The sequence below is a fragment of the Arthrobacter ginsengisoli genome, from assembly GCF_031456935.1.
In the GTDB taxonomy this organism is placed as follows: domain Bacteria; phylum Actinomycetota; class Actinomycetes; order Actinomycetales; family Micrococcaceae; genus Arthrobacter; species Arthrobacter ginsengisoli.
This window is the reverse complement of record NZ_JAVDVQ010000004.1, coordinates 93,872-113,939: the sequence shown is the minus strand read 5'-3', so window position 1 is coordinate 113,939 and position 20,068 is coordinate 93,872. Positions and strand designations below refer to the sequence as shown.

The following is a 20,068-nucleotide window of genomic DNA, read 5'->3' as shown; positions in this document are numbered from 1 at the left end:
GCCCTAGACGTCCCGCTTCTTCAGCAGCACGGCGGCCAGGACCACCGGGACGACAACCCAGCCGCCCAGCACCAGGGCGGCCTGCCAGGCTTCCAGGGTGTCCGGGACATGCTGCACGGCCGTCATCGGTTCGACCGTGTTGCCGGGCAGGTACTTCCGGGCCTCGACGAAGAAATCACCCGGGATCAGCTGGAACGCGATGGGTGCCACAAAGAACAGTCCAACCAGGCTCATGATGCCGCCGGCAGAGTTGCGGATGAGCGAACCCAGGGCCATGCCGATGGCGGCGACAGCGGCAACGTAAAGGCTGTTGACGAGCAGCATTTTCACCGACTGCGAGCTGCTGAGGTCCAGCTTGAGGTCATAGTTGTCCAGGATCGGCAGCGACACCAGGCCGGCCAGAAACACGGAAACCCCGGTGAGAACGAACGCCGTCACCATAACCACGAGCAGTTTGGCGGCGAAGGCCGGGATCCGCTTCGGGACGGCCGCGAACGTGGAGCGGGCCATGCCCGTGGTGAACTCGGAACTCATCAGCAGCACCCCGAGTGAGCCCAGGATGAGCTGGGCGAAAGCGATGCCGGAAGTGGGGACACCGACGGCGAGGTCCCCGCCCTGGGCAGCGAAGGCAGCGGCGGCCTCCGGATCGGTGGCCGCGGCCTGGGCGAACTGTCCCGTTCCCCAGGCGGAGAGAGCGCCGAAGCCCACGACCACCAGGACGGTGCAGCCGAGCAGGATCAGGGTGGACAGGAGGGTGCGGAACTTGATGAATTCGGAGTTCAGCACCCGAAGGAAACTGGGGCCCGGACCCGTGCTGGTACCGGCCAACTGTCCGGCAGGGGCGTTTCCGGCGCCGGCGGGCGCATTGCGGGAGGGATCAAGGGTGGTGGAGCTCATGGCTTAGTTGCCTCCGGACTGGACGGGGGCGGCAGCGCCCGTGGTGATCAGCGAGTGGTATTCGACTTCATCCTTGGTCAGTTCCATGTAGGCCTCCTCAAGGCTGGCCTGCAGCGGGGTGAGTTCGTAGATCATGACGTGGCGGTCAAGGGCCGCGCGGGCTATCTGGCGCGGATCCAGGCCCGTGACCTCAAGCAGTTCGTTGTCCTGCAGTTCCACGGAAACGCCGTCACCGGCGAGCAGGCGCATCAGCTGGTCCGGCTGGTCGGTGCGGACGCGCGTGCGGATCCGTCCCTTGCCGTTGATGATGTCCTGGATTGGCGCGTCGGCGATGATCCTGCCGCGGCCGATCACGATCAAATGGTCCGCGGTAACGGCCATTTCGCTCATCAGGTGGCTGGAGAGGAACACGGTGCGCCCCTCGGACGCCAGGTACTTGACGAGATTGCGGACCCAGACCACACCCTCCGGGTCCAGGCCGTTGACGGGCTCGTCCAGGATGACGGTCTGCGGATCGCCGAGCAGCGCCGCGGCGATGCCCAGCCGTTGTCCCATGCCGAGCGAGAAACCGCCCACCTTCTTCCTGGCCACGTCGGCCAGTCCCGTCATTTCGATGACTTCGTGCACCCGCGTCTTGGGGATGCTGTGCGTGGCGGCCATCGCCAGGAGGTGGTTGTATGCGGAGCGGCTGGTGTGGACGGCCTTGGCGTCCAGCAGGGCGCCGACGTCGCGCAGCGGCGCGGCGTGCCGGGCGAACGGCGCGCCATTGACGGTGACGGTGCCCGACGTCGGCCGGTCCAGTCCCATGATCATGCGCATGGTCGTAGACTTGCCGGCTCCGTTCGGGCCCAGGAAACCGGTGACCCGGCCGGCCTCGACGGTGAAGTTGACTCCCGCGACGGCGGTCTTGTCGCCGTAGACCTTGGTCAGTGCTCTTGCTTCGATCATGGAAGCGTTCCTTTGGCTAGCTGTGGGGTGGTGTCCCCACCACGCTACCGAGGCGGAGCGCCGATTTCGCCGGTCTCAGGGATGATTCAGGGTCAAATCAGGGTAGTCCGGGAGGATGACAGTCCGGGCTTCCAGGCTTCAGGACGCCGGCGAGTAGTACGTCAGGGCGCTGGGCAGGACCGAGAATTCAACTGCGCGAACTCCCGGCATGACTTCTCCGTCCACCGCGAGGACCATGGTCGTGTCCCCCGGTTCCACCCGGATGCTGCGTGCTTCGCTGAGGTGGGTGATGCGGGATGTGGCGACGGTGCCGGTCAGCACGGACCACAGCAGCCTAAGCCGGGCGAAGGATTCGTCGGCGGTGATCATCCTGAGGTCGAATACACCGTCGTCGAGGACCGGGCGGAGCAGGGGCGCGTGGTCACGGGGATAGTAGCGTCCGCGGCCGATGTACAGGATCCAAAGTTTGTGCCGCACGCCGTCGACAATCAGGGTGGTCGGCGTCCCGGCGGCGAACGTGCGGAGCATGGCGACGACGCCGGCCACGGGTTTGCCCAGGGCCGGCTGGAGCAGTTCCCGCCTGCGGACAAGGTTTGGGTAGAGGCCGACACTCGCGGTGTTGAGCATGGTCAGCCGGAGCAGCTCGGGGCTGTCCGGCAGGCCGCGCTGAACTTCCACCAGGCCCAGATCCGCCCGGGCAGCTTCGCCGCGGGTCGCGGCCTCAAGAGCGGCCGTGAGGTGGGGCGTTCCGGCGTCGCGGGCGAAATGGTTCAGCGTCCCGCCCGGCAGAACCAGGAGCGGGAGGTCATGCTCGACGGCGGCCGCGGCCGCCGTGCCGACAGTCCCGTCCCCGCCCCAGACACCCAGGGCCACGATCCCGGGCCGGCTCGCCAACCGGCCGATCTTCTCCGCCAGGTCCTCATGCCGGGCAACCTCCCGTATATACGCTTTGGGGAATACCTTTTGAAGCGCAGCCGCTGTCTGCTCCGCATAGGAGCCACCCAGGGTGTTGACCACGATGCCCAGGCCCGTGCCGTCCGGGAGCTCTGCAGCCTTCACGGCGGTCCGCCGGATTGCGGGGACCGGCGGCCGGACCGGCCACCATTTTCGCGTGGCCAGGGCCGCTCCGGCCCCGATTGCCGATCCGAAGAAGACATCCGAGGGCCAGTGGGCGCCGGTGTGCACGCGGGAGTAGGCGACACCTGCCGCAAGCGGCGCCAGCGCGGCGCCCAGCGCCGGCCGCACGAGGCCGGCGCCGAGGACGAACGCCACGGCCGAGGCGGAGTGGCCCGAGGGCATGGAGGAGCTCTTGGGCTGGGGGTGGACAAATCTGAAGGCCGGCAGGTGCTCCGGGAGCGGGCGGGCACGGGGCAACAGCGTCTTGAACCCGAGATTCGTGACCGTGGAAGCCACGGCCTGTGCCAACAAACCGTGGAGGGCGGCGCGTCGGGTCCGCCCCGGGAAAAGGGCCATCACGGCGGCGATGCCGAACCAGAGCTTGCCCTTGTTCGCCGCGGCGGACAGCCGCCGGAAGAACTCGTCATGGTGGCCACCGGGGAAGTCGGAGACGGCGCGCACGAGTTTACGGTCGAATTTCCCCAGCCGTCCCGGCGCCTTCCTCAGCATGCTCCGCATCCGACCACTGTACTGCGCGGGAGGGCCGGATGCTCAGCTGGCGCGCAAGGGCCTCGCGGCGCCGGCGAGCAGCAGCGCACCCAGAATCGGAATCATGATTGTCAGCAGCGCCGGCCGGATTCCGATCAGGTCACCGAGGTAGCCCAGCAGCGGCGGTCCGGCAAGGAACGCGATGTACCCGATCGTGGACACCACCGACACGCGGGCGGCGGCGTATTTGGGATCGTCAGCCGCGGCCGACATCCCCATCGGGAACGCCAGGGCGGCCCCGGCACCCCAGAGCACCGCCCCGGCCGTGGCCAGCCAGAGTTCGCCGGCCAGCACGAAGAGCCCCAGCCCGGCGGCGGCGGCGGCCATGCTGGCTCGGAGCACCGCCACGCGGCCGTAGACGTCGATTGCGCGGCCGCCGAAGAAGCGCACCGCAGTCATTGCCAGGACGAAGGCCGCAAACAGCAGCGCACCGGTGGATTCCGTGGCCTCCAGTCCGTCGACGGCGGCCTTCGCGATCCAGTCATTGCCGGCCCCTTCGGTGAGGGTCGCCCCCAGCACCACAACACCGATCAGCAGCGTCCGTCGGTCGCGCCAGGCCGAGCGGCCCCGGGCCTCCCTCGTTTCCCCGGATACCGGCGCGGGAGCCGGCGCGTGCGGGAGGAAATAGCGCGGCGCAGACAGCGTGGCCACGGCAACGATGGCGGCGATCACCAGCAGGTGCGCCGGCAGCCCGACGCCAAGGCCCGCCAGACCCGCGCCGATCAGGGCGCCCAGGAACGCACCGCCGCTGAAGGCGGCATGGAACTGCGGCATGATGGTCCGGCCGAGCTGGTGTTCGACGTCAGCGCCCTCGATGTTCTGCGACACGTCCCAGAGCCCGATGCCCATGCCAAAGAAAAACAGTGCAAGGCCGGTCCCCGGGAAGGACTCCGCCAGCAGTGCCAGCGCCACACCGACGCCGGCAAGGGCGGCGAGAAGGCCGGCGCCCCGCACGGCACTGGCCGTCCCGATCCGGCCCACAACGGCGCCGGCGGTTGGAAGTGCGACCAGGGAACCCGCCGCCACGCACAACAGCAGGGTTCCCATCTGACCGGAGGAAATGTGCAGGATGTCCGTCACCGCGGGGATCCTCGCGGCCCAGCTGGCGAACACGAGCCCGTTGATGCCAAAAATCAGGAAGGTCGCCGCGGCAGCGGCATTGAGTTGCGGCCGGGTTGCTGTCTTGGTCATACGTTCACTACTTCCACCGAGTGTTGGGCGAGCTGGGAAAGTTCGTCGGAACCCAGTTGCCGGTCCGTCACCAGAACGTCCACGGCGTCGAGGGACGCGACGAGCGCGACGGCGCTGGCGTTCCATTTGGTGCTGGAGCAGGCGACGATCACCCTGCCCGCGGACTCGAGTCCGGCGCGTTTTACGGCCGCGTCATCGAGGTCGTGGGCCAAGAGTCCGTCCCGGAGGTTCAGCGCGCAGGGCGTGACAACGGCCGCGTCAAACCGCAGAGATCGGATGTTGGATTCGGTCATGGGCCCGCGGAAGGACAGTTCCCCGGCGGTCAGTCTCCCGCCCGGCAACAGCAGTTCGGGTCGCCGGCCGGCCCCCGGGCGGATGTCGGCCAGGGCGTTGACTGCCCGCAACGACATCGGCATCAGGGTCATCTCACGCTGCCGCAGCTGGCGGGCCACCTCGGTGGCCGTGGTTCCGCTGTCCAGCCAGACGTGTCCGCGGTCCTTGAGCAGCGCGGCTACACCGGCCGCAATCCGAACTTTGACGGCGTGGTCCTCGAGTTCGCGCTGCCCGTATTCGGGGTTCTCGCCGCGCAGCACGAGGCTGGTGGCACCGCCGTGGACCCTGCGGAGAACGCCGTTGCGTTCCAGTACGTCCAGGTCGCGCCGGATCGTGGCGCCCGAGGCGCCGCATTCGCTTGCAAGTTCCTCGACCGTCACATGTTCCCGGTGGCGCAGCAGTTCACCGATCCGGCGGTGGCGATCGTCAGTACTCATGCACAAATGATAGTCCAGCGTGATCATTTAAACATTTCCTGCGCGCACCAAAGAGCAACGCGGGATCACTTAGCGCCCATAAAACCCGCCCCCTCGGGATGGGCGTTAGGTGACCCCGCGTCGCTTGTTGGCTTAGCGGGCGCGCTCGACGCGCTTTTCGTCCCAGACCGGCTCTTCCGATTCGTAGACCTTGCCGTCGGAGCCGAAGACCAGGAAGCGGTCGAAGGTCCGGGCGAACCAGCGGTCGTGCGTCACGGCAAGGACGGTTCCCTCGAAGTGGTCGATGGCCCGTTCCAGCGCCTCGGCCGAGTGCAGGTCCAGGTTGTCGGTGGGCTCGTCAAGCAGCAGCAGCGTGGCGCCGGAGAGCTGGAGCAGCAGGATCTGGAACCGGGCCTGCTGCCCGCCGGACAGCGATTCGTACTTCTGCTCCGATTGCGAGGCCAGCCCGTACCCGTCCAGCGCGCCGGCCGCTGCCTCGCGGCCCAGCCCCGAGCGGTGTTCGTCGCCGCGGTGCAGGATCTCCAGCAGGGTCTTGCCCAACAGATCGGGCCGGACGTGCGTCTGGGCGAAGAAACCGGGCCGGATCCGGGCGCCGAGTTTCACCGTACCGTCGTGTGGAACCTCGGCAATGTCGACGTCGGACACGGGCAGGTGCTCCCGTTCCGGATCGGTGCCGCCGGTGGCGAGCAACCGCAGGAAGTGGCTCTTGCCGGAGCCGTTGGAGCCGAGCACGCCGACACGGTCGCCGAACCAGACCTCGGTGGAAAACGGCTTCATCAGCCCGGTGAGTTCCAGCTTTTCGGCGACGACGGCGCGCTTGGCGGTCCGGCCGCCCTTGAGCCGCATCTGCACGTTCTGCTCGATCGGCAGTGCCTCGGGCGGGCCGGCCTCGAGGAACTTCGCCAGCCGGGTCTGCGCGGCGTGGTACCGGTTCGCCATGTCCGAGCGGAACGCGGCCTTGTTCTTGTACATGTTGACGAGTTCCTTGAGCTTCACGTGCTCCTCGTCCCAGCGTTTCCGGAGCTCCTCGAAGCGGGCGTTCCGGTCCGCGCGGGCGTCCACGTAGGAGCCGAAGCCGCCGCCGTGGATCCAGGCCCCGGCGCCGTTGATGCCCGGTTCGAGGGTCACGATGCGGCCCGCGGCGTTGTTCAGCAGCTCGCGGTCGTGGCTGATGAAAAATACGGTCTTCTTCGACTCGTTGAGCTTGGCTTCCAGCCAGCGCTTGCCCGGGACGTCAAGGTAGTTGTCCGGCTCGTCGAGGAGCAGCAGCTCGTCGGGGCCGGCGAAGAGCGCCTCCAGCACCAGGCGTTTCTGCTCGCCGCCGGAGAGGCTCGACGCCGGGCGGTGCTGTGCGCGGTCAAAAGGCAGGCCGAGCGCGGCCATGCAGACCTCATCCCAGACGGTCTCGACGTCGTAGCCGCCGGCATCGCCCCAGTCCACGATGGCCTGCGCGTAGGCCATCTGGGTGGGCTCGTCGTCGTGCTCCAGCATCGCCAGTTCCGCCTCGTCCACGGTGCGGGCGGCGGCCGCCAGCGGCGGCGGCGCGGCGGAGACGAGCAGGTCGCGGACGGTGGAGTCGTCCCGGACCTGGCCCACGAACTGGCGCATGATGCCCATGTTGCCGGAGCGGCCGATCACGCCTTCGTCGGCGATCAGGTCGCCGGAGATGATCCGGAACAGGGTCGTCTTGCCGGTTCCGTTGGGCCCGATCAGCGCCGTCTTGGACCCGTCCGGGACTTTAAAGGTCACACCGTTGAGCAGCTGGGTGCCGTCGGAGAGGAAGTAATCGATGCTGGAAACGTCAATATGAGCCACCCGTCAATTCTCCCACGGCGTCGGTTGCCGCCCGTCGGCGGCGGCACTCAGCCGGCAGCGGTGAGGAATTCCTTCAGGAGCGGACCCGAGACGGTGGCACCGAGCCCGCCCTCCTCAACAAACACGGCGACCGCGAGGTCCCCATGCACGGCCACGATCCAGGCGTGGGTCTGGGGCGGGTTCTCGGAACCGAATTCGGCGGTTCCGGTCTTCGCCGCCACCGGGGCGCCGGGAACGGACGCGAGGAAGCCGGTGTGGCCGGAGGTGACCACTGCGCGCATCATGTCCGCCAGGGCGGCGGCCTCCGCTGCGGTGACCGGTGTACCGGAGGTTTTCGCCGGGGCCGGGGCGGACGACGCCGGCGCGATGCCTGACGCCGTGGGGCCGGCGGACGGGGAGGCTGCGGCGTCCGCTGCTGCCTCGCCGGCTCCGGGGTTCACGACGAGCTGCGGCGACACGGGCGAACCCTTGGCGACCGAGCCGGCCATGATGGCGGCGGCCAGCGGGGACATCAGCACCTTCCCCTGGCCGATCATCGAGGCGGCATGCTCGGTCCCCGTGGCGTCGCCCGGAACCGAGCCCAGGAACGCGCCCGCCCCCAGTGTCGGGGCTTCCACGGCGACGCCGAGGGAGGTGGCAGCAGCTTCCAGCTGGGCCTGGCTGACACTTTCGCGGGCGTTGATGAACGCGGTGTTGCACGAGTGCGCGAAGGCATCGCGCAAGGTCACGGAACCCAGCGAGGAGGCCGGGTAGCCTTCGGCGTTCTTGAACGTCCGGCCGTCCACTGTCAGGGTCGCGGGGCATTCCACGCTGGAATCCGGGGTTATGCCGTTGCGGATCATGGCCAGGGAGTCCACGATCTTGAAAATCGACCCGGGGGCGTACTGACCCAGCAGTGCGGTGTCGTAGCCGTTGCTGCCCGGTCCGGAGGCGGCGGCCAGGACGGCGCCGCTCGAGGGCCGGAGCGCCACAATGGCGGACGCCGGGCCCACCTTCGCCAGGATATCCTCGGCCAGCTGCTGGAGGTTGGGATCCAGGGTCGTTCTGAGCAGCGTTCCCACCTTCATGTCGGTCTGGAAGAGGACCCGGCGGCCACCGTTGAGCAAGGTTTGCCGTTCCTCGGCGGTGAGGCCGGCCTTTTCGGCATAAACCTGGGTTCCGTTGCTGCCGCGCAGCTGCGCGTCGTATTGCTGCTGCAGACCACCGGTGCCCGTGGTGTCGCCGGCTTTGAGCGTCCCGCCGGATTTCTCGATCTGTTCGGCATTCGCCTCGGCAGCGGAGCCCAGCAGCGCGCGGGCAAAGGTGCGCGTGGGTGCCAGGGGCAGGGAGTCGCGGATGGCGCGGGCGCCGGGAATCCCGCTGATCTGGTCATCGGTGATGGTCCGGCCGTCCTCGCGCAGGGTAATGGCAGCGACGAAGGCCTCGGGTCCGGCCGCCTGGACCTGCTGGGTGTACGCCGCGGGGTCCACTCCCACCAGCCGGGCGAGCTGGGTGGCGGACGCCGCCGGATCGGCGGATGCCAGCAGGGGTTTGTCGATGCCGACGTTCACGACCGGCCGGTAGGTGACCAGCTTGGCGTCACCGGCGCCCAGGATCTCCGCCCGCGCCGGGGACTGGGACAAGGTGCCGAGGATTTCACCCGCCGCCAGCCCGGGGACCAGGGTGGCCGGGTTCCAGACCGTCAGCCACCGGTCGCCGGACTTCTTCAGCACGGCGGAGGTGGTGTACTTCCACTCGCCGGAGCCGATCTTCCAGGTGTAGTTCAGCGGGACCGTGGCCGTGTCCTTTTCAAGCGTCAGCTCGCCGTTTTCCACCGCGGGCTTGACCGGGTCCAGCGCCGTGAATACCTCGTGAAGCTGCTCATGGGCCGCGCCCGAGTCCTTGCCGTCGAAGGCGACGGAGCCCACGTCGAGCGCCGAGACAGCGGACGCCAGCTGCTTCGCCGCGTCCTGCGCGCCGGCACTGCCGTCGTCGCAGGCCACCAGCGAGGCGCCCAGAATGAGACCAATAAGGACAGCTGAAAGTTTTGATATGTTCCCCACCGCGCCATTATGCACCGTGCGGCAGGCAAAACCCCTGTCACACGATGCTTCCCGGCGGCGCCCGGACTCAGAAGCGCCGGATGATCCGGCGCTGAGCGGCCACGGAGATCGCGGCCGTGCGGTTGTCCACGCCGAGCTTGGCATAGATGTGCACCAGGTGGGTCTTGACCGTCGCCTCGGAGATGAACAGCTGCTTGGCGATGGCCCGGTTCCCCAGGCCGGTGGCGAGCAGTTCCAGCAGCTGGATCTCGCGGGCGGACAGGACCGGGTCGGGATTGCGGATCCGGCCCATCAGCCGGGCGGCCACCTCGGGGGCCAGGGCGGTCTGGCCCGCCGCGGCGGAGAGCACCGCCTGGCGGATCTGTTCCGGCGGCGCGTCTTTGAGCATGTAGCCGCTCGCACCGGCTTCCACGGCGGCGAGAATGTCGGCGTCGGAGTCATAGGTGGTGAGGATGAGCACGGGCGGTGCCGGCTGGCCGGCCTCGCCCGCCTTGATCCTGCCGGTCGCCGTGACACCGTCCATGCCGGTGCCCATTTGCAGATCCATGAGGACGACGTCGACCGGCTCGCCGAGGGTATGGAGCCGGGAGAGTTCGGCCAGCGCCGCGCCGCCGTCGGCCGCTTCGGCTGCGACGGCGATGCCCTCGAAATCGCTCAGCATTGCCCTCAGCCCGGCCCTAACCACTGGGTGGTCGTCGACGAGCAGGACGCGGATCTCGCTCATGGTTCGTTCCGTGCCGGGGCGTCACCGAGCGGCAGCCGGATCGCCACCACCGTTCCCTCACCGGGGGCGGATTCGATGTCCAGGCTGCCGTCCAGTGCCGCCACCCGCTCCTGAAGCGACTTCAGCCCGTAGCCCGAGCCGTCGGGACGCCCGGCGGGGTCCGCGACCGCCGAGGGGTCGAAGCCCGTGCCGTCGTCGTAGATATCCATCGCCACTTCACTGCCCAGGAAGGACAGCGTCACGACGGCGGTGCCGGCCCTGGCGTGCACCCACACGTTCGCGAGGCTTGCCTGCGCGGCCCGGAGCAGGGTGGTGCGGTACGGATTCGGCAGTTGCACCGGAGTTCCCTCCAGGTCGAAGCGGCAGCGCAGCCGGGCGCCCCGGGCGGCCGCCTCGGTTTCAGTCTTTTCGCAGAGCCGGCGCAGGCTGGTCACCAGCGGATCCGCCAGGGCATCCGCCGGGGACGGGGTCTCCGCGGGGTTTTCCGCGAGGCCCGGAGGCTGCAGGCCGCGGACAAAGTTGCGTGCCTCGGCCAGGTTGGCTGAGGCCGTCTCCTGGACCGTCCGGAGGCGGTCCCGGGCCGTGGCGGTGTCCCCGTCGTCGAGCGATTTTTCCGCCGAGCGGCCCATCAGCACAATGCTGGAAAAACCCTGGGCGAGGGTGTCGTGGATTTCGCGGGCCAGCCTGGCCCGCTCGGCAAGCGTACCGGCGTTGTGCTGGCTGCGCGCCAGTTCGGCGCGGGTCCGGCGCAGCTCCTCGGCGGCGAACCGCTGATTTTCCGCCTCCACATAGAGCGCCCGGTACCCCAGCCCGGTGACCACGGCGAAGGCTGCCCCGAAGGCCGGCCCCAGCACCATGGGCAGCTGCAGCGCACCGCCCTCCACTCCCGCGTTGTGGAACCATAGTGCCGCGATGACCAGAACAGTGCTCAGGGCAATCGCCGGCAGTGCCAGCCGTAAGGGCAGCACGTGCAGCTGCAGGAAGAAGAGTGGAAAGGCCAGCCACACGAAGTCTGCGCTGGACCAGATCAACAGCAGCCAGAGCATGCAGACACCACCCAGCCACAGGTGCGAATACGGCCGGGGGTCGAACTGGGACGGATCTGCGGAGTGGCGTTTCTCCAGGACGGTGCCCAGCACGTAGACCGCGGCAAGAATCAGTGCCAGGCCCAGGGTGAGCCAGTCAGTGCCCTGGAGTCCCGCCCCCAGCAGCCGCACCAGGGCGACCGAAAGCAGGACGGCGAAGCCGCAGTGAAGGCACACCCGCAGGACGCGCAGAATCACCGCGGTCTGCGTTGTTCCTGCCGTGGCGGTCACTGCCGGCCCGCCGGTGGCCAATTCGTCCATTCCTTCAGCGTATAGCGGAGCGGGGGGCGATTCCGGCGTAAATGCCTGCCCGCTGACCGGTATCAACCTTTTGGTTGACCCGCGGGTCAACCGCTCCGGCCCGCAGTCTCCACCGGGCGGGCGATGCCGGCGACGCGCCGCCGCGGAAGGCTTGGAATAAGGCCACAAACCCCTTGAAAAGGACTGACATGTATCTCGCTCTCCGCGACCTCCGCTTCGCCAAAGGACGCTTTATTCTGATGGGCGGCGTCGTCGCGCTCATCACCCTGCTGCTCGTGCTGCTCTCCGGGCTGACCGCCGGTCTGGGCAACCAGTCGACGTCGGCCCTCGCCGCACTGCCCGCTGACCAGATTGTCTTCGGAGCCCCCGCCGGAGACAGCGCCAAGGCGTCGTTTACGGAGTCCGAGGTGACGCTCGAACAATTGTCAGAGTGGACCTCCAGGGAGGGCGTGAAGCACGCCGAGCTGCTGGGCATCAGCCAGAGCCGGTTCCAGGCGATCGGTCCGGCGGGAACGCCTTCCGGGACGGCCAGCGTGGCTGTGTTCGGGACCGAGGGATCCCCGGGCAACGGTCTGGCGCCCGCCCCGGTGGCCGAGGGCACGATTGTGATCGGCAGCAGCCTCGCCGAGGAACTCGAACTGCAGTCCGGCAGCCGCGCCACTGTGGGCGGCACCGAACTGACCGTCTCCGCCGTTGTCCCGGACCAGTGGTACTCCCATACCGGCGTTGTCTGGACCACCCTGGGCGACTGGCGGAGGCTCGCGCACATCTCCGGCACTGACGCCGCCGCGACCGTCATCGCCGTCACCACCCATGGCGGGAAACTCGGCGTCGATGCCGCCAACGCGGCGGCCGGGACGGTCAGCACCACCCGGGAGGGGTCCTTCCAGGCCTTGGGCTCCTACAAAAGTGAAAACGGCTCACTGCTGCTCATGCAGGCGTTTCTGTACGGGATCTCAGCCCTGGTCATCGTGGCCTTCCTGACCGTGTGGACGGTGCAGCGCACCCGCGACGTCGCCGTCCTCAAGGCCCTCGGCGGGTCCTCCCGCTATGTCCTCACGGACGCGATGGTCCAGGCCGCGGTCATACTCCTTGCCGGCGCCGCGGCCGGCGGGATGCTCGGTGTGGCCGGGGGAGCCCTCGCCGCCGGCGCCGCCCCGTTCCTGCTGTCCCCGCAGACCACCCTGCTGCCGGTCGCAGGCATCGTGGTGCTGGGCCTGGCCGGGGCGGCGCTGGCGGTCCGGAGCATCATCCGGGTGGACCCGCTCCTGGCCCTCGGCGGAAACTAGCACCCCGCAGCCCAAGCATGCACCGAAAGGCATACATCATGAACACGGCCCTCAACCTCGTCAACGTCACACTGGAATACCCCGACGGCGACAGCACACTCAAAGCACTCGACGGCGTCAACCTGAAACTCGCCCCGGGGGAGTTCCTGTCCCTCATTGGCCCCTCCGGATCGGGAAAATCCTCCCTTCTGGCCGTCGCCGCCACCCTGGTCCGGCCCACCGCCGGGCTCGTGGTGGTCGGCGGGGCCGACAGCGGCGGACTGACCGATGCGGACCGTACCTCGCTGCGCCGGGACAAAATCGGCATCATCTTCCAGCAGCCGAACCTGCTGCCGTCCCTGACCGCGCTGGAGCAGTTGGTGATCGCCGCCCATCTTCGCCGCCAACCGGTGAAGGACGCCACCCGCCGCGCCTCCGCGCTCCTGGACCTGGTCGGGCTGGCGCCGGCAGCCGGGAAAAGACCCCACCAGCTCTCCGGAGGTCAGCGTCAACGTGTCAATATTGCCCGCGCCCTGATGGGGGACCCTGCCGTTCTGCTGGTGGACGAACCGACGGCCGCCCTCGACCATGACCGGAGCGAGGCAATTGTGCGGCTGCTGCGCCGGGTCACGGACGAGTTCGGGCTGGCGACCGTCATGGTCACCCACGACACCGGCTTCGTCCCGCTGACGGACACCGTGGCCAGCATGCGCGACGGCCGGCTCTCCTCCCCGCAGCCCGTGAGTCCGGCCCTCACCTGAGGTCCGGCTGAGGCCCTCGGGCTGAGCTCCGCTGGGACCCTAGATCCCGAGGGACGGCACGGTGAGGCCAAACATGTCCTTCAAGGCATATCTGGCGGCATGGAATCCCGACATGCCGGTCACCCCGGGGCCCGGAGGCGTCGAGGAGGAACACAGGTACACACCGCGCAGCGGAGTCCGCCAGGGTACGGGGCCCAGCACGGGCCGCCGGATGATGCCCCGAAGGTCCATCAGGCCGGCGCTGAAGTCCCCCCCGACGTAGTTCTCGTTGTACAAGCCCAGCCCCGCCGCAGTCGTCACCTGGAACTGGACCACCAGGTCACGGAATCCCGGGGCGAAGCGCTCCAGCTGCCTGATCACGGCCTCGGCCATGTCCACGGTGGAACCGGCGGGCACATGGCAGTAGCTCCACAGGATGTGCCGGCCCTCGGGTGCGCGTCCAGCATCGAAGCGCGACGGCTGGGAGACCAGGACATAGGGCCGCTCCGGATGCCGGCCGGCGGCGACAATTTTCTCCGCCTCGGCCATCTCCGCACGCGTGCCACCGACATGGACCGTGCCGGCGTCGGCCAATCCGGGGGCCGCCCAGGGGACCGGGCCGGAAAGAATGAAGTCGACCTTGCAGGCCCCGTTTCCGAACCGGAACGACTCAAGGGCGCGGCGGTACCGCTCCGGGAGCCTGCCCTCCGCGAGTCTGAGCAGTCCCGGGGGCGCCACGTCCAGCAGTGCGGCCCGAACCGGAGGCAGCTCCGCCAGGGATCCGATCCGTGCCCCGGTTTCCACTGCCCCGCCATGGGCTTCAATGTCCGCGACCAGGGCCTGCGCGATCGCCGCGGACCCGCCTGCCGGGACGGGCCAACCGACCGTGTGGGCCAGCGTCCCCAGCATGAGACCCGCTCCGGCGGGAGTGGGGGCCGGGAGCTGCGCCACCGCATGCGCGGCGACGCCGGTCAGCAGCGCCGGCGCCAGTTCCTCCCGGAATCTGGCGCCCCACAAGGGTGAGCCCTGCTCGAGGACCCGGGCGCCGAACAGGGCGGCCGCCACCGGGTCGTGCGGTACCCGCAGGAGCTGGTTCAGGGTCAGGTCCGTGACGCCGTCCGCCCGCTGCACAAGCGGGGCCATCAGCCGCCCGAACGCGGGGCCGTCGCGCCCGAGGCCGGCAACCGTTCGCTCGAGTGAGCGGTAGGCCAGCGCGGCCCGGCCGCCGTCAAGCGGCGTGCCGTACGAGACGTCGGGAATCTCAAGCCGGATCCGCCGGGACAGCTGGAACTGCCGGAAGAACGGCGAGGCCAGGGCCATCGGGTGCACCGCAGAGCACACATCATGGAAGTGGCCGGGCTCCATCAGTTCGGCCGTCCGCAGCCCTCCTCCCGCGGTGGGCGCCGCCTCGTAGACGTGCACCTTCAGTCCCGCGCGGGCCAGTGTCACCGCCGCCGCGAGGCCGTTCGGTCCTGATCCAACGACGGCGACATCAGGCATCCGCGGGCGCTTTCTGCCAGGGCAGCACGGACGCCGAGGGACGCTGCAGATCCACCCGCAACCGGTCCTGAACGCCTTCGAACGGCCCGCCCTGCGGATCATCCATCCCGTACCGGCGGACCACGTCATGGCCGGGGTCCCAGACCTCCCACGCCACCCGCGCCATCAGGTAGGCGGTGGCGGTCATATGGAACACCACGGCGAGGACGTAGTAGGGCATATCAATATTGTGCTGGGAAACGCCGCCGCTCGTCACCTGTCCGAGGTACATCCAGACGGCGGCCCAGTGCAGCACCTCGAACGTCTGCCAAATGAGAAAGTCCCGCCAGCGCGGCCGGGCCAGGGCAAGCAGCGGGATCAGCCAGATGACGAACTGCGGTGAGTAGACCTTGTTGGTCAGGATAAACGCCGCGACGATCAGGAAGGCCAGCTGCGCGAGGCGGGGCCGTCGGGGCGCGGCCAGCGCCAGTAGGCCGATCAGCACACAGGCCAGCACAAAGAGGTTCATGGCCAGGGTGTTGATCGCCTCCGGCTGCAAGGGAAACCAGCCCAGGCGGTCGGCGACGAGGTTGTAGGCAAACCACGGCGAGCTGTAGCCGGCGGGCCGGTCCTGGGTGAACTCGTAGAAGTACCTCCAGCCCTCCGGGTTGGCGAGGGCGACCGGGACGTTGACGGCCAGCCATGCGGCAGCGGCGGCGCCAGCCGTGACGACGAGGGCCCGGATACGCCCGGTGCGCAGGGCCAGCAGCAGGACCGCGCCAAGGATCAGCACCGGGTAGAGCTTGGTTGCCGTCCCCAGCCCAATGAAGATCCCGGCCAGCACGAGTTTGTTCCGGGAGAAGCAATACATGCCCAGGGCCAACAGACCAACGGCCCACATGTCCCAGTTGATGGTGCCTGCCAGGATGATGCCGGGGGCCACCGCCACCATGGCCGCGTCCCACGGCCGGCGGCGTGCCATCCGTGCCGTGGCGAGTACCGTGACGATCCACACGGCCAGGATCAGGGCGGCGTTGATGTCGAAATAGGCCAGGATGCGGCTGGCCGAGACGCCCTCGCCCGGCACCAGCAGGGCCGTGGCGCCGGCGATGAGGCCCATCAGGACGGGGTACTCGAAGAACGTCCCCTCCGTGATGAACGGGAAGGCGCCGTCGCCCAGTCCGCGGTTCCTGAAAAGCTCCGGGAAGTCCGAATAGCAGGTCGCATAGAACTGGCCCGGGGTTTCCCAACCATTGCTGCGGCAAAAGGACTTGAGCAGGATGCCGATCACGGCTGCCAGAACGGTGAGCAGGATCAGGACGCGTTCGACGGTAAAAAATCCGGGGGAGACGATGCCGGGAGCCGAGCGGCGTCCCATGGGTCCGCCTATCAGTTCGGTGAAATTCCTCAGCAGCGGGTCGCTGCGGCTCGGGATGACCAGTCGGACACGTCGGCGGTGCTCCGGCGGCTTTGTCTCCTGCATGCCCCCGAGCTTACCGGGGCCGCGCCGGGCGTCTGGCGGGCGGGGTCCTGGAAGCGAATTAAAGGGGAAGCCCACGCGTCGCCGCGTGGGCTTCTTGCGGATCTGTTCCGATGGCCGTGATCGGGTCCTCCGTCGATGACCCTGACCTGCTTCAGCGGATGAGGCCGTTCTGGTGCATAACGACGTAGACGTCCTCACGCTTCTGGTCCAGGAGTTGTCCGTTGAACAGCGTCGTGTGCCTGGGGGCCGGCTTGAGGAGCTGGCGCAGGACCGTCTGGAGTCTCTGCTTCATGGTGGTCACCTCCCGCCGGCGGCTCGTGCTGCGCGATCGGGCATTAGTGCTGGCAGTAGTCACGGTGGACCCCTTCATTGGTATCAATGTGCGAGTAATTGGGCATGCCAATTAACGCCTCTGTGAATTGAGGAAGAAAAGGGCGCAATTAGGCGTGGAATTGCCCGGCGCTAAAAGATTTCGCAAAAGCTAAAGGATGGCCCCTGAACGAGAGCGTGCGGCAACCCCGCCAAGAAGCTGGGTTCCGATCTCTAGGGAAGCTGCGCAACCGCGTGGTTCCGCCTGGCCGGTACGGCGCACCCGGGAATGGGTGTGCCGTACCGCCGTGGCTCCCGGTGCCAGGTGAAAGAAACCTGGCGGGAGCGGAGGGTCAGGAGGCGGTCGGGCCGAAATTTTGGCGCGGTTCAGCAACAGAGGCCGGGGTGGCGGTGCCGAAATACATCCGTCCGCTAGTCAAAGTAATCATTTCTCCCAACCTCCTTTTCTGTTATGCCGCGGCGCCGGCACAATGGCCGGGCAACGTGCGCCTCGACCCCGGCAGGACGCTCTGGGGTCAGAAATAAAAATACATCATGAATGCAGCACTTGACTACTGAATTCATAAACTTTCCTGAAGTTATTTCCTAAACCGTATTTACAGGCCCCAGCGGACCACTGCCGGAGTCTTCTTATCCCAGCCGAGCGTGCAGACTTTCGCGGTTCCCAGGATGAAGTGCCGGCCCTCGTGCGGATCGAGCCCCAGCCACCGCGCGGTGAGGATGCGGGAGAAGTGGCCGTGCGCCACGATCAGCACATTGTCCAGGCCGGATTCCAGCACTCGTGCCACGATCTTGTCAGCGCGCGCGGCGACGTCGTCGAGGGCTTCGCCGTTGGGCACGCCATGGGTCCAGATCAGGTACTCCGGGTTGTCCTTGCGGATGAGGTCCGAGCTGATGCCCTCGTAGTCGCCGTAGTCCCACTCCACAGCGAGCGGTTCCAGCTGGGCGTCGGGGAAACCGGCCAGTTCAGCGGTCCGGCGGGCACGGCGCAGCGGGGACGTGAGCACCAGGTCGAAGTCGACGCCGTCGAGGACCTTGCGTGCCTCCACGGACTGCTGCTCCCCTTCCACAGTCAACGGGAGGTCGGTTAGACCGGTGTACTGGCCGCTCTTGGACCACTCGGTTTCGCCGTGCCGCAGGATCCACAGCTGCGGGCGGGGGCTGTTAGAAGGTGCAATCACTTAGGACTCCTCGGTTGAGAGTGCGACGGCGGACTCGGGCTGGGCAGTCCACCATTCATGTAGTTTTGCCTCGGCCACGGCGGGATCCAACGGCCCGTGCTCCATCCGTTCCTCCAGCAGGAATTTGTAGGCCCGCCCGACGACGGGACCCGGCTTGAGGCCCAGGAGTTCCATGATCCGGCCCCCGTCCAGGTCGGGGCGGACGGCCTCGAGGGATTCCTGCTCGCGCAGGGCCGCAATCCGGGCCTCGAGATCGTCGTAGGCGAAGGCGAGGCGCTCGGCCTTGCGCTGGTTGCGGGTGGTGACATCCGAGCGGGTCAGCCGGTGCAGCCGCTCCAGGAGCGGGCCTGCGTCGGTGACATAGCGGCGGACGGCGGAATCGCTCCAGCCGGCATCGCCGTAGCCATAGAAGCGCATGTGGAGCTCCACCAGCTTGGCCACGGCCTTGATGGTGTCATTGTCGAAGCGCAGCGCCTTCATCCGTTTCGACGTCAGTTTGGAGCCGACCATGTCGTGGTGCCGGAAGCTCACCGCGCCGCCGGGCTCGAAACGGCGCGTGGCGGGCTTACCGACGTCGTGCATCAAAGCCGCGAACCGCAGCACGAAGTCCGGCCCCGGCACGGCTCCGTCGGCATCCGTTTCGAGCGCGGCGGCCTGCTCCAGGACCTGGAGCGAGTGCTGGTAGACGTCCTTGTGCCGGTGGTGTTCATCCGACTCGAGGCGCAGGGCGGAAACCTCGGGCAGGACAAAATCGGCCAGTCCGGTATCCACGAGCAGGTCCACTCCGGGCCGGGGCTGCGCGGCACAGATGAGCTTGACCAGTTCCTCGCGGACGCGTTCCGCGGAGATCATGGTGATTCGTTGCGCCATCCGGGACATGGCGGCGCGGACGTCCTCGTGCACCGTGATGCCCAGCTGGGCGGCAAAACGGGCGGCGCGCATCATCCGCAGCGGATCGTCGGAGAAGGAGGTTTCCGGGGCGCCCGGGGTGGCGAGGATAGAGGCGTGGAGGTCCCGGACACCGCCGAACGGATCCACCAGCTCCAACGCCGGGAGGCGCAAAGCCATGGCGTTGATCGTGAAGTCGCGGCGCAGGAGGTCATCCGTCAGCGACGTTCCGAACGCCACGACGGGTTTGCGGGAGTCGGGATCGTACGCCTCGGCGCGGTAGGTGGTGATTTCGATCTGGAAACCGGCCTTGCGCATCCCGATGGTGCCAAAGGCGCGGCCGATTTCCCAATAGTTGTCAGCCCACTTCTTGATCAAGGCGACCGTCTGGTCCGGAGTGGCGTCGGTGGTGAAGTCCAGATCGGGGGATACCCGGCCCAGGAAGAGGTCACGGACGGGGCCGCCCACCAGGGAAAGTTCATGGCCGGCGTCGACAAATCGCTGCCCAAGCTCCAGAACCACAGGGTCTACCTGGAAATCAACAGTTTGCGGGTCAGTCTCGTGATGTGCGTGCGCCATAGTTTCTTAAGCTTGTCAGAAATCCCGGCCAGCACCACACCGAATCCTTCCCGGAGTCCGGCCATTGGCGCTAAACACGGAGGCGCTCCGGGCGATCCACTTTCCCGGCCGTCCACTTTCCTGCCATGTTTAGGTCATCAAGAGCGGACAAGAGTCGTTAGAGTGGACTTCATGGCCCATCCCGTACCGAGCGCTCCCGGCAGGAGGACAAACGCACCGTTGCCTTCGGCAATCGGTGCCCATGTCGCGCCGGTGCAGCACTCCGGACAGGCCTCGCTCCCCACTGTGGAGGAAATCTCCGCCGGCGGCGTTGTCGTGGACACGTCCGACGCCGAGCTCCGGGTTGCGATCATCGCCCGCCTTAATCGCGGCGGGCGGCTGGAATGGTGCCTGCCGAAAGGCCACCCGGAAGGCAAGGAAAGCAACGAGGAAGCAGCCGTGCGTGAGATCGCGGAGGAAACCGGTATCGAGGGAAAGATCCTCGCGCCGCTGGGCAGCATCGACTACTGGTTCACGGTCAGCGGCCACCGCGTCCACAAGACGGTCCACCACTACCTGCTGCAGGCCACGGGCGGGAACCTGACGATCGAGAATGACCCTGACAAGGAAGCCGTGGACGTCGCGTGGGTTCCGATTCATGAACTGGCACGGAAACTCTCGTTCCCGAATGAACGCCGTATCGCCGACCTCGCCAAGGAAGTTCTGCCGGAACGCCGCTAGCG

17 protein-coding genes are annotated in these 20,068 nt (G+C 67.8%); 3 read left to right on the top strand and 14 right to left on the bottom strand.

The annotated features are described in order from the left end of the window. Nucleotides 1-3: 3 nt before the first annotated feature. The 9 genes from J2X01_RS06350 to J2X01_RS06310 all read right to left on the bottom strand — a co-directional run bounded on the left by J2X01_RS06350 (nucleotide 4) and on the right by J2X01_RS06310 (nucleotide 11,398). A complete protein-coding gene (locus J2X01_RS06350; RefSeq protein WP_310051940.1) occupies nucleotides 4-897 on the bottom strand; it encodes an ABC transporter permease in 894 nt (297 codons plus the stop codon). Between the two features lie 3 nt (nucleotides 898-900). After that, nucleotides 901-1,845 (bottom strand): ABC transporter ATP-binding protein, encoded by a 945-nt coding sequence (locus tag J2X01_RS06345; RefSeq protein WP_310051937.1) that lies wholly within the window; start codon nucleotides 1,843-1,845, stop codon nucleotides 901-903. A 138-nt stretch (nucleotides 1,846-1,983) separates the two neighbouring features. Beyond that, entirely contained in the window at nucleotides 1,984-3,480 is a 1,497-nt protein-coding gene (locus J2X01_RS06340; RefSeq protein ID WP_310051933.1) for a bifunctional phosphatase PAP2/diacylglycerol kinase family protein, read from the bottom strand. Nucleotides 3,481-3,513: 33 nt separating this feature from the next. Further along, nucleotides 3,514-4,701: an MFS transporter gene (locus J2X01_RS06335; RefSeq protein ID WP_310051930.1), complete on the bottom strand. Its 1,188-nt coding sequence runs from the start codon at nucleotides 4,699-4,701 to the stop codon at nucleotides 3,514-3,516. Beyond that, entirely contained in the window at nucleotides 4,698-5,471 is a 774-nt protein-coding gene (locus tag J2X01_RS06330; protein ID WP_310051928.1) for a DeoR/GlpR family DNA-binding transcription regulator, read from the bottom strand. The genes J2X01_RS06335 and J2X01_RS06330 overlap by 4 nt, the downstream gene beginning before the upstream one ends. Before the next feature lie 132 nt (nucleotides 5,472-5,603). After that, the gene (locus tag J2X01_RS06325; RefSeq protein WP_310051925.1) at nucleotides 5,604-7,286 is read right to left on the bottom strand and encodes an ABC-F family ATP-binding cassette domain-containing protein; all 1,683 of its coding nucleotides are present in this window, start codon (nucleotides 7,284-7,286) and stop codon (nucleotides 5,604-5,606) included. Between the two features lie 47 nt (nucleotides 7,287-7,333). Next, nucleotides 7,334-9,328, bottom strand: coding sequence for a penicillin-binding transpeptidase domain-containing protein (locus J2X01_RS06320; RefSeq protein WP_310051920.1), 1,995 nt, complete (start codon nucleotides 9,326-9,328; stop codon nucleotides 7,334-7,336). 67 nt (nucleotides 9,329-9,395) lie between these two features. Then, nucleotides 9,396-10,052: a response regulator gene (locus J2X01_RS06315; RefSeq protein WP_310051918.1), complete on the bottom strand. Its 657-nt coding sequence runs from the start codon at nucleotides 10,050-10,052 to the stop codon at nucleotides 9,396-9,398. After that, nucleotides 10,049-11,398 carry a sensor histidine kinase gene (locus J2X01_RS06310; RefSeq protein WP_310051916.1) on the bottom strand — a complete coding sequence of 450 codons (1,350 nt, stop codon included), beginning with the start codon at nucleotides 11,396-11,398 and terminating at the stop codon, nucleotides 10,049-10,051. Before J2X01_RS06310 ends, J2X01_RS06315 begins: the two co-directional genes overlap by 4 nt. 188 nt (nucleotides 11,399-11,586) lie before the next feature. On the opposite strand from J2X01_RS06310, the gene J2X01_RS06305 reads away from it, so the two are divergent. Together J2X01_RS06305 and J2X01_RS06300 are read left to right on the top strand one after the other, a co-directional pair. Continuing rightward, entirely contained in the window at nucleotides 11,587-12,687 is a 1,101-nt protein-coding gene (locus tag J2X01_RS06305; protein WP_310051914.1) for an ABC transporter permease, read from the top strand. A 38-nt stretch (nucleotides 12,688-12,725) separates the two neighbouring features. Beyond that, nucleotides 12,726-13,427 carry an ABC transporter ATP-binding protein gene (locus tag J2X01_RS06300; RefSeq protein WP_310051912.1) on the top strand — a complete coding sequence of 234 codons (702 nt, stop codon included), beginning with the start codon at nucleotides 12,726-12,728 and terminating at the stop codon, nucleotides 13,425-13,427. 39 nt (nucleotides 13,428-13,466) lie between these two features. On the opposite strand, the gene J2X01_RS06295 is transcribed toward J2X01_RS06300, so the two are convergent. The 5 genes from J2X01_RS06295 to J2X01_RS06275 form a co-directional block, all read right to left on the bottom strand. Then, complete coding sequence (locus J2X01_RS06295) at nucleotides 13,467-14,906, bottom strand: phytoene desaturase family protein (protein WP_310051909.1); 1,440 nt, start codon at nucleotides 14,904-14,906, stop codon at nucleotides 13,467-13,469. Next, nucleotides 14,899-16,368, bottom strand: a complete 1,470-nt coding sequence (locus J2X01_RS06290; protein ID WP_310051907.1) for a glycosyltransferase family 87 protein — start codon at nucleotides 16,366-16,368, stop codon at nucleotides 14,899-14,901. The genes J2X01_RS06295 and J2X01_RS06290 overlap by 8 nt, the downstream gene beginning before the upstream one ends. 151 nt (nucleotides 16,369-16,519) lie before the next feature. Next, complete coding sequence (locus tag J2X01_RS06285; RefSeq protein WP_310051904.1) at nucleotides 16,520-16,660, bottom strand: hypothetical protein; 141 nt, start codon at nucleotides 16,658-16,660, stop codon at nucleotides 16,520-16,522. Nucleotides 16,661-17,294: 634 nt separating this feature from the next. After that, on the bottom strand, nucleotides 17,295-17,879 hold the full coding sequence (locus J2X01_RS06280) for a histidine phosphatase family protein (protein ID WP_310051902.1): 585 nt from the start codon (nucleotides 17,877-17,879) through the stop codon (nucleotides 17,295-17,297). After that, complete coding sequence (locus tag J2X01_RS06275; RefSeq protein ID WP_310051901.1) at nucleotides 17,880-19,346, bottom strand: CCA tRNA nucleotidyltransferase; 1,467 nt, start codon at nucleotides 19,344-19,346, stop codon at nucleotides 17,880-17,882. It abuts the gene before it with no gap. A 171-nt stretch (nucleotides 19,347-19,517) separates the two neighbouring features. Between J2X01_RS06275 and J2X01_RS06270 the strand changes: the two genes are divergently transcribed. Continuing rightward, complete coding sequence (locus tag J2X01_RS06270) at nucleotides 19,518-20,066, top strand: NUDIX hydrolase (RefSeq protein ID WP_374724939.1); 549 nt, start codon at nucleotides 19,518-19,520, stop codon at nucleotides 20,064-20,066. Nucleotides 20,067-20,068 lie beyond the last annotated feature (2 nt).

Excerpts from the sequence above, each read along its gene's own strand:
- J2X01_RS06300 (WP_310051912.1), top strand. The coding sequence starts at position 12,726 with ATGAACACGGCCCTCAACCTCGTCAACGTCACACTGGAATACCCCGAC.
- J2X01_RS06290 (WP_310051907.1), bottom strand. The coding sequence starts at position 16,368 with ATGCAGGAGACAAAGCCGCCGGAGCACCGCCGACGTGTCCGACTGGTC.
- J2X01_RS06305 (WP_310051914.1), top strand. The coding sequence starts at position 11,587 with ATGTATCTCGCTCTCCGCGACCTCCGCTTCGCCAAAGGACGCTTTATT.
- J2X01_RS06340 (WP_310051933.1), bottom strand. The coding sequence starts at position 3,480 with ATGCGGAGCATGCTGAGGAAGGCGCCGGGACGGCTGGGGAAATTCGAC.
- J2X01_RS06350 (WP_310051940.1), bottom strand. The coding sequence starts at position 897 with ATGAGCTCCACCACCCTTGATCCCTCCCGCAATGCGCCCGCCGGCGCC.
- J2X01_RS06285 (WP_310051904.1), bottom strand. The coding sequence starts at position 16,660 with ATGAAGCAGAGACTCCAGACGGTCCTGCGCCAGCTCCTCAAGCCGGCC.
- J2X01_RS06330 (WP_310051928.1), bottom strand. The coding sequence starts at position 5,471 with ATGAGTACTGACGATCGCCACCGCCGGATCGGTGAACTGCTGCGCCAC.
- J2X01_RS06275 (WP_310051901.1), bottom strand. The coding sequence starts at position 19,346 with ATGGCGCACGCACATCACGAGACTGACCCGCAAACTGTTGATTTCCAG.
- J2X01_RS06335 (WP_310051930.1), bottom strand. The coding sequence starts at position 4,701 with ATGACCAAGACAGCAACCCGGCCGCAACTCAATGCCGCTGCCGCGGCG.
- J2X01_RS06310 (WP_310051916.1), bottom strand. The coding sequence starts at position 11,398 with ATGGACGAATTGGCCACCGGCGGGCCGGCAGTGACCGCCACGGCAGGA.
- J2X01_RS06295 (WP_310051909.1), bottom strand. The coding sequence starts at position 14,906 with ATGCCTGATGTCGCCGTCGTTGGATCAGGACCGAACGGCCTCGCGGCG.
- J2X01_RS06345 (WP_310051937.1), bottom strand. The coding sequence starts at position 1,845 with ATGATCGAAGCAAGAGCACTGACCAAGGTCTACGGCGACAAGACCGCC.
- J2X01_RS06270 (WP_374724939.1), top strand. The coding sequence starts at position 19,518 with ATGGCCCATCCCGTACCGAGCGCTCCCGGCAGGAGGACAAACGCACCG.
- J2X01_RS06315 (WP_310051918.1), bottom strand. The coding sequence starts at position 10,052 with ATGAGCGAGATCCGCGTCCTGCTCGTCGACGACCACCCAGTGGTTAGG.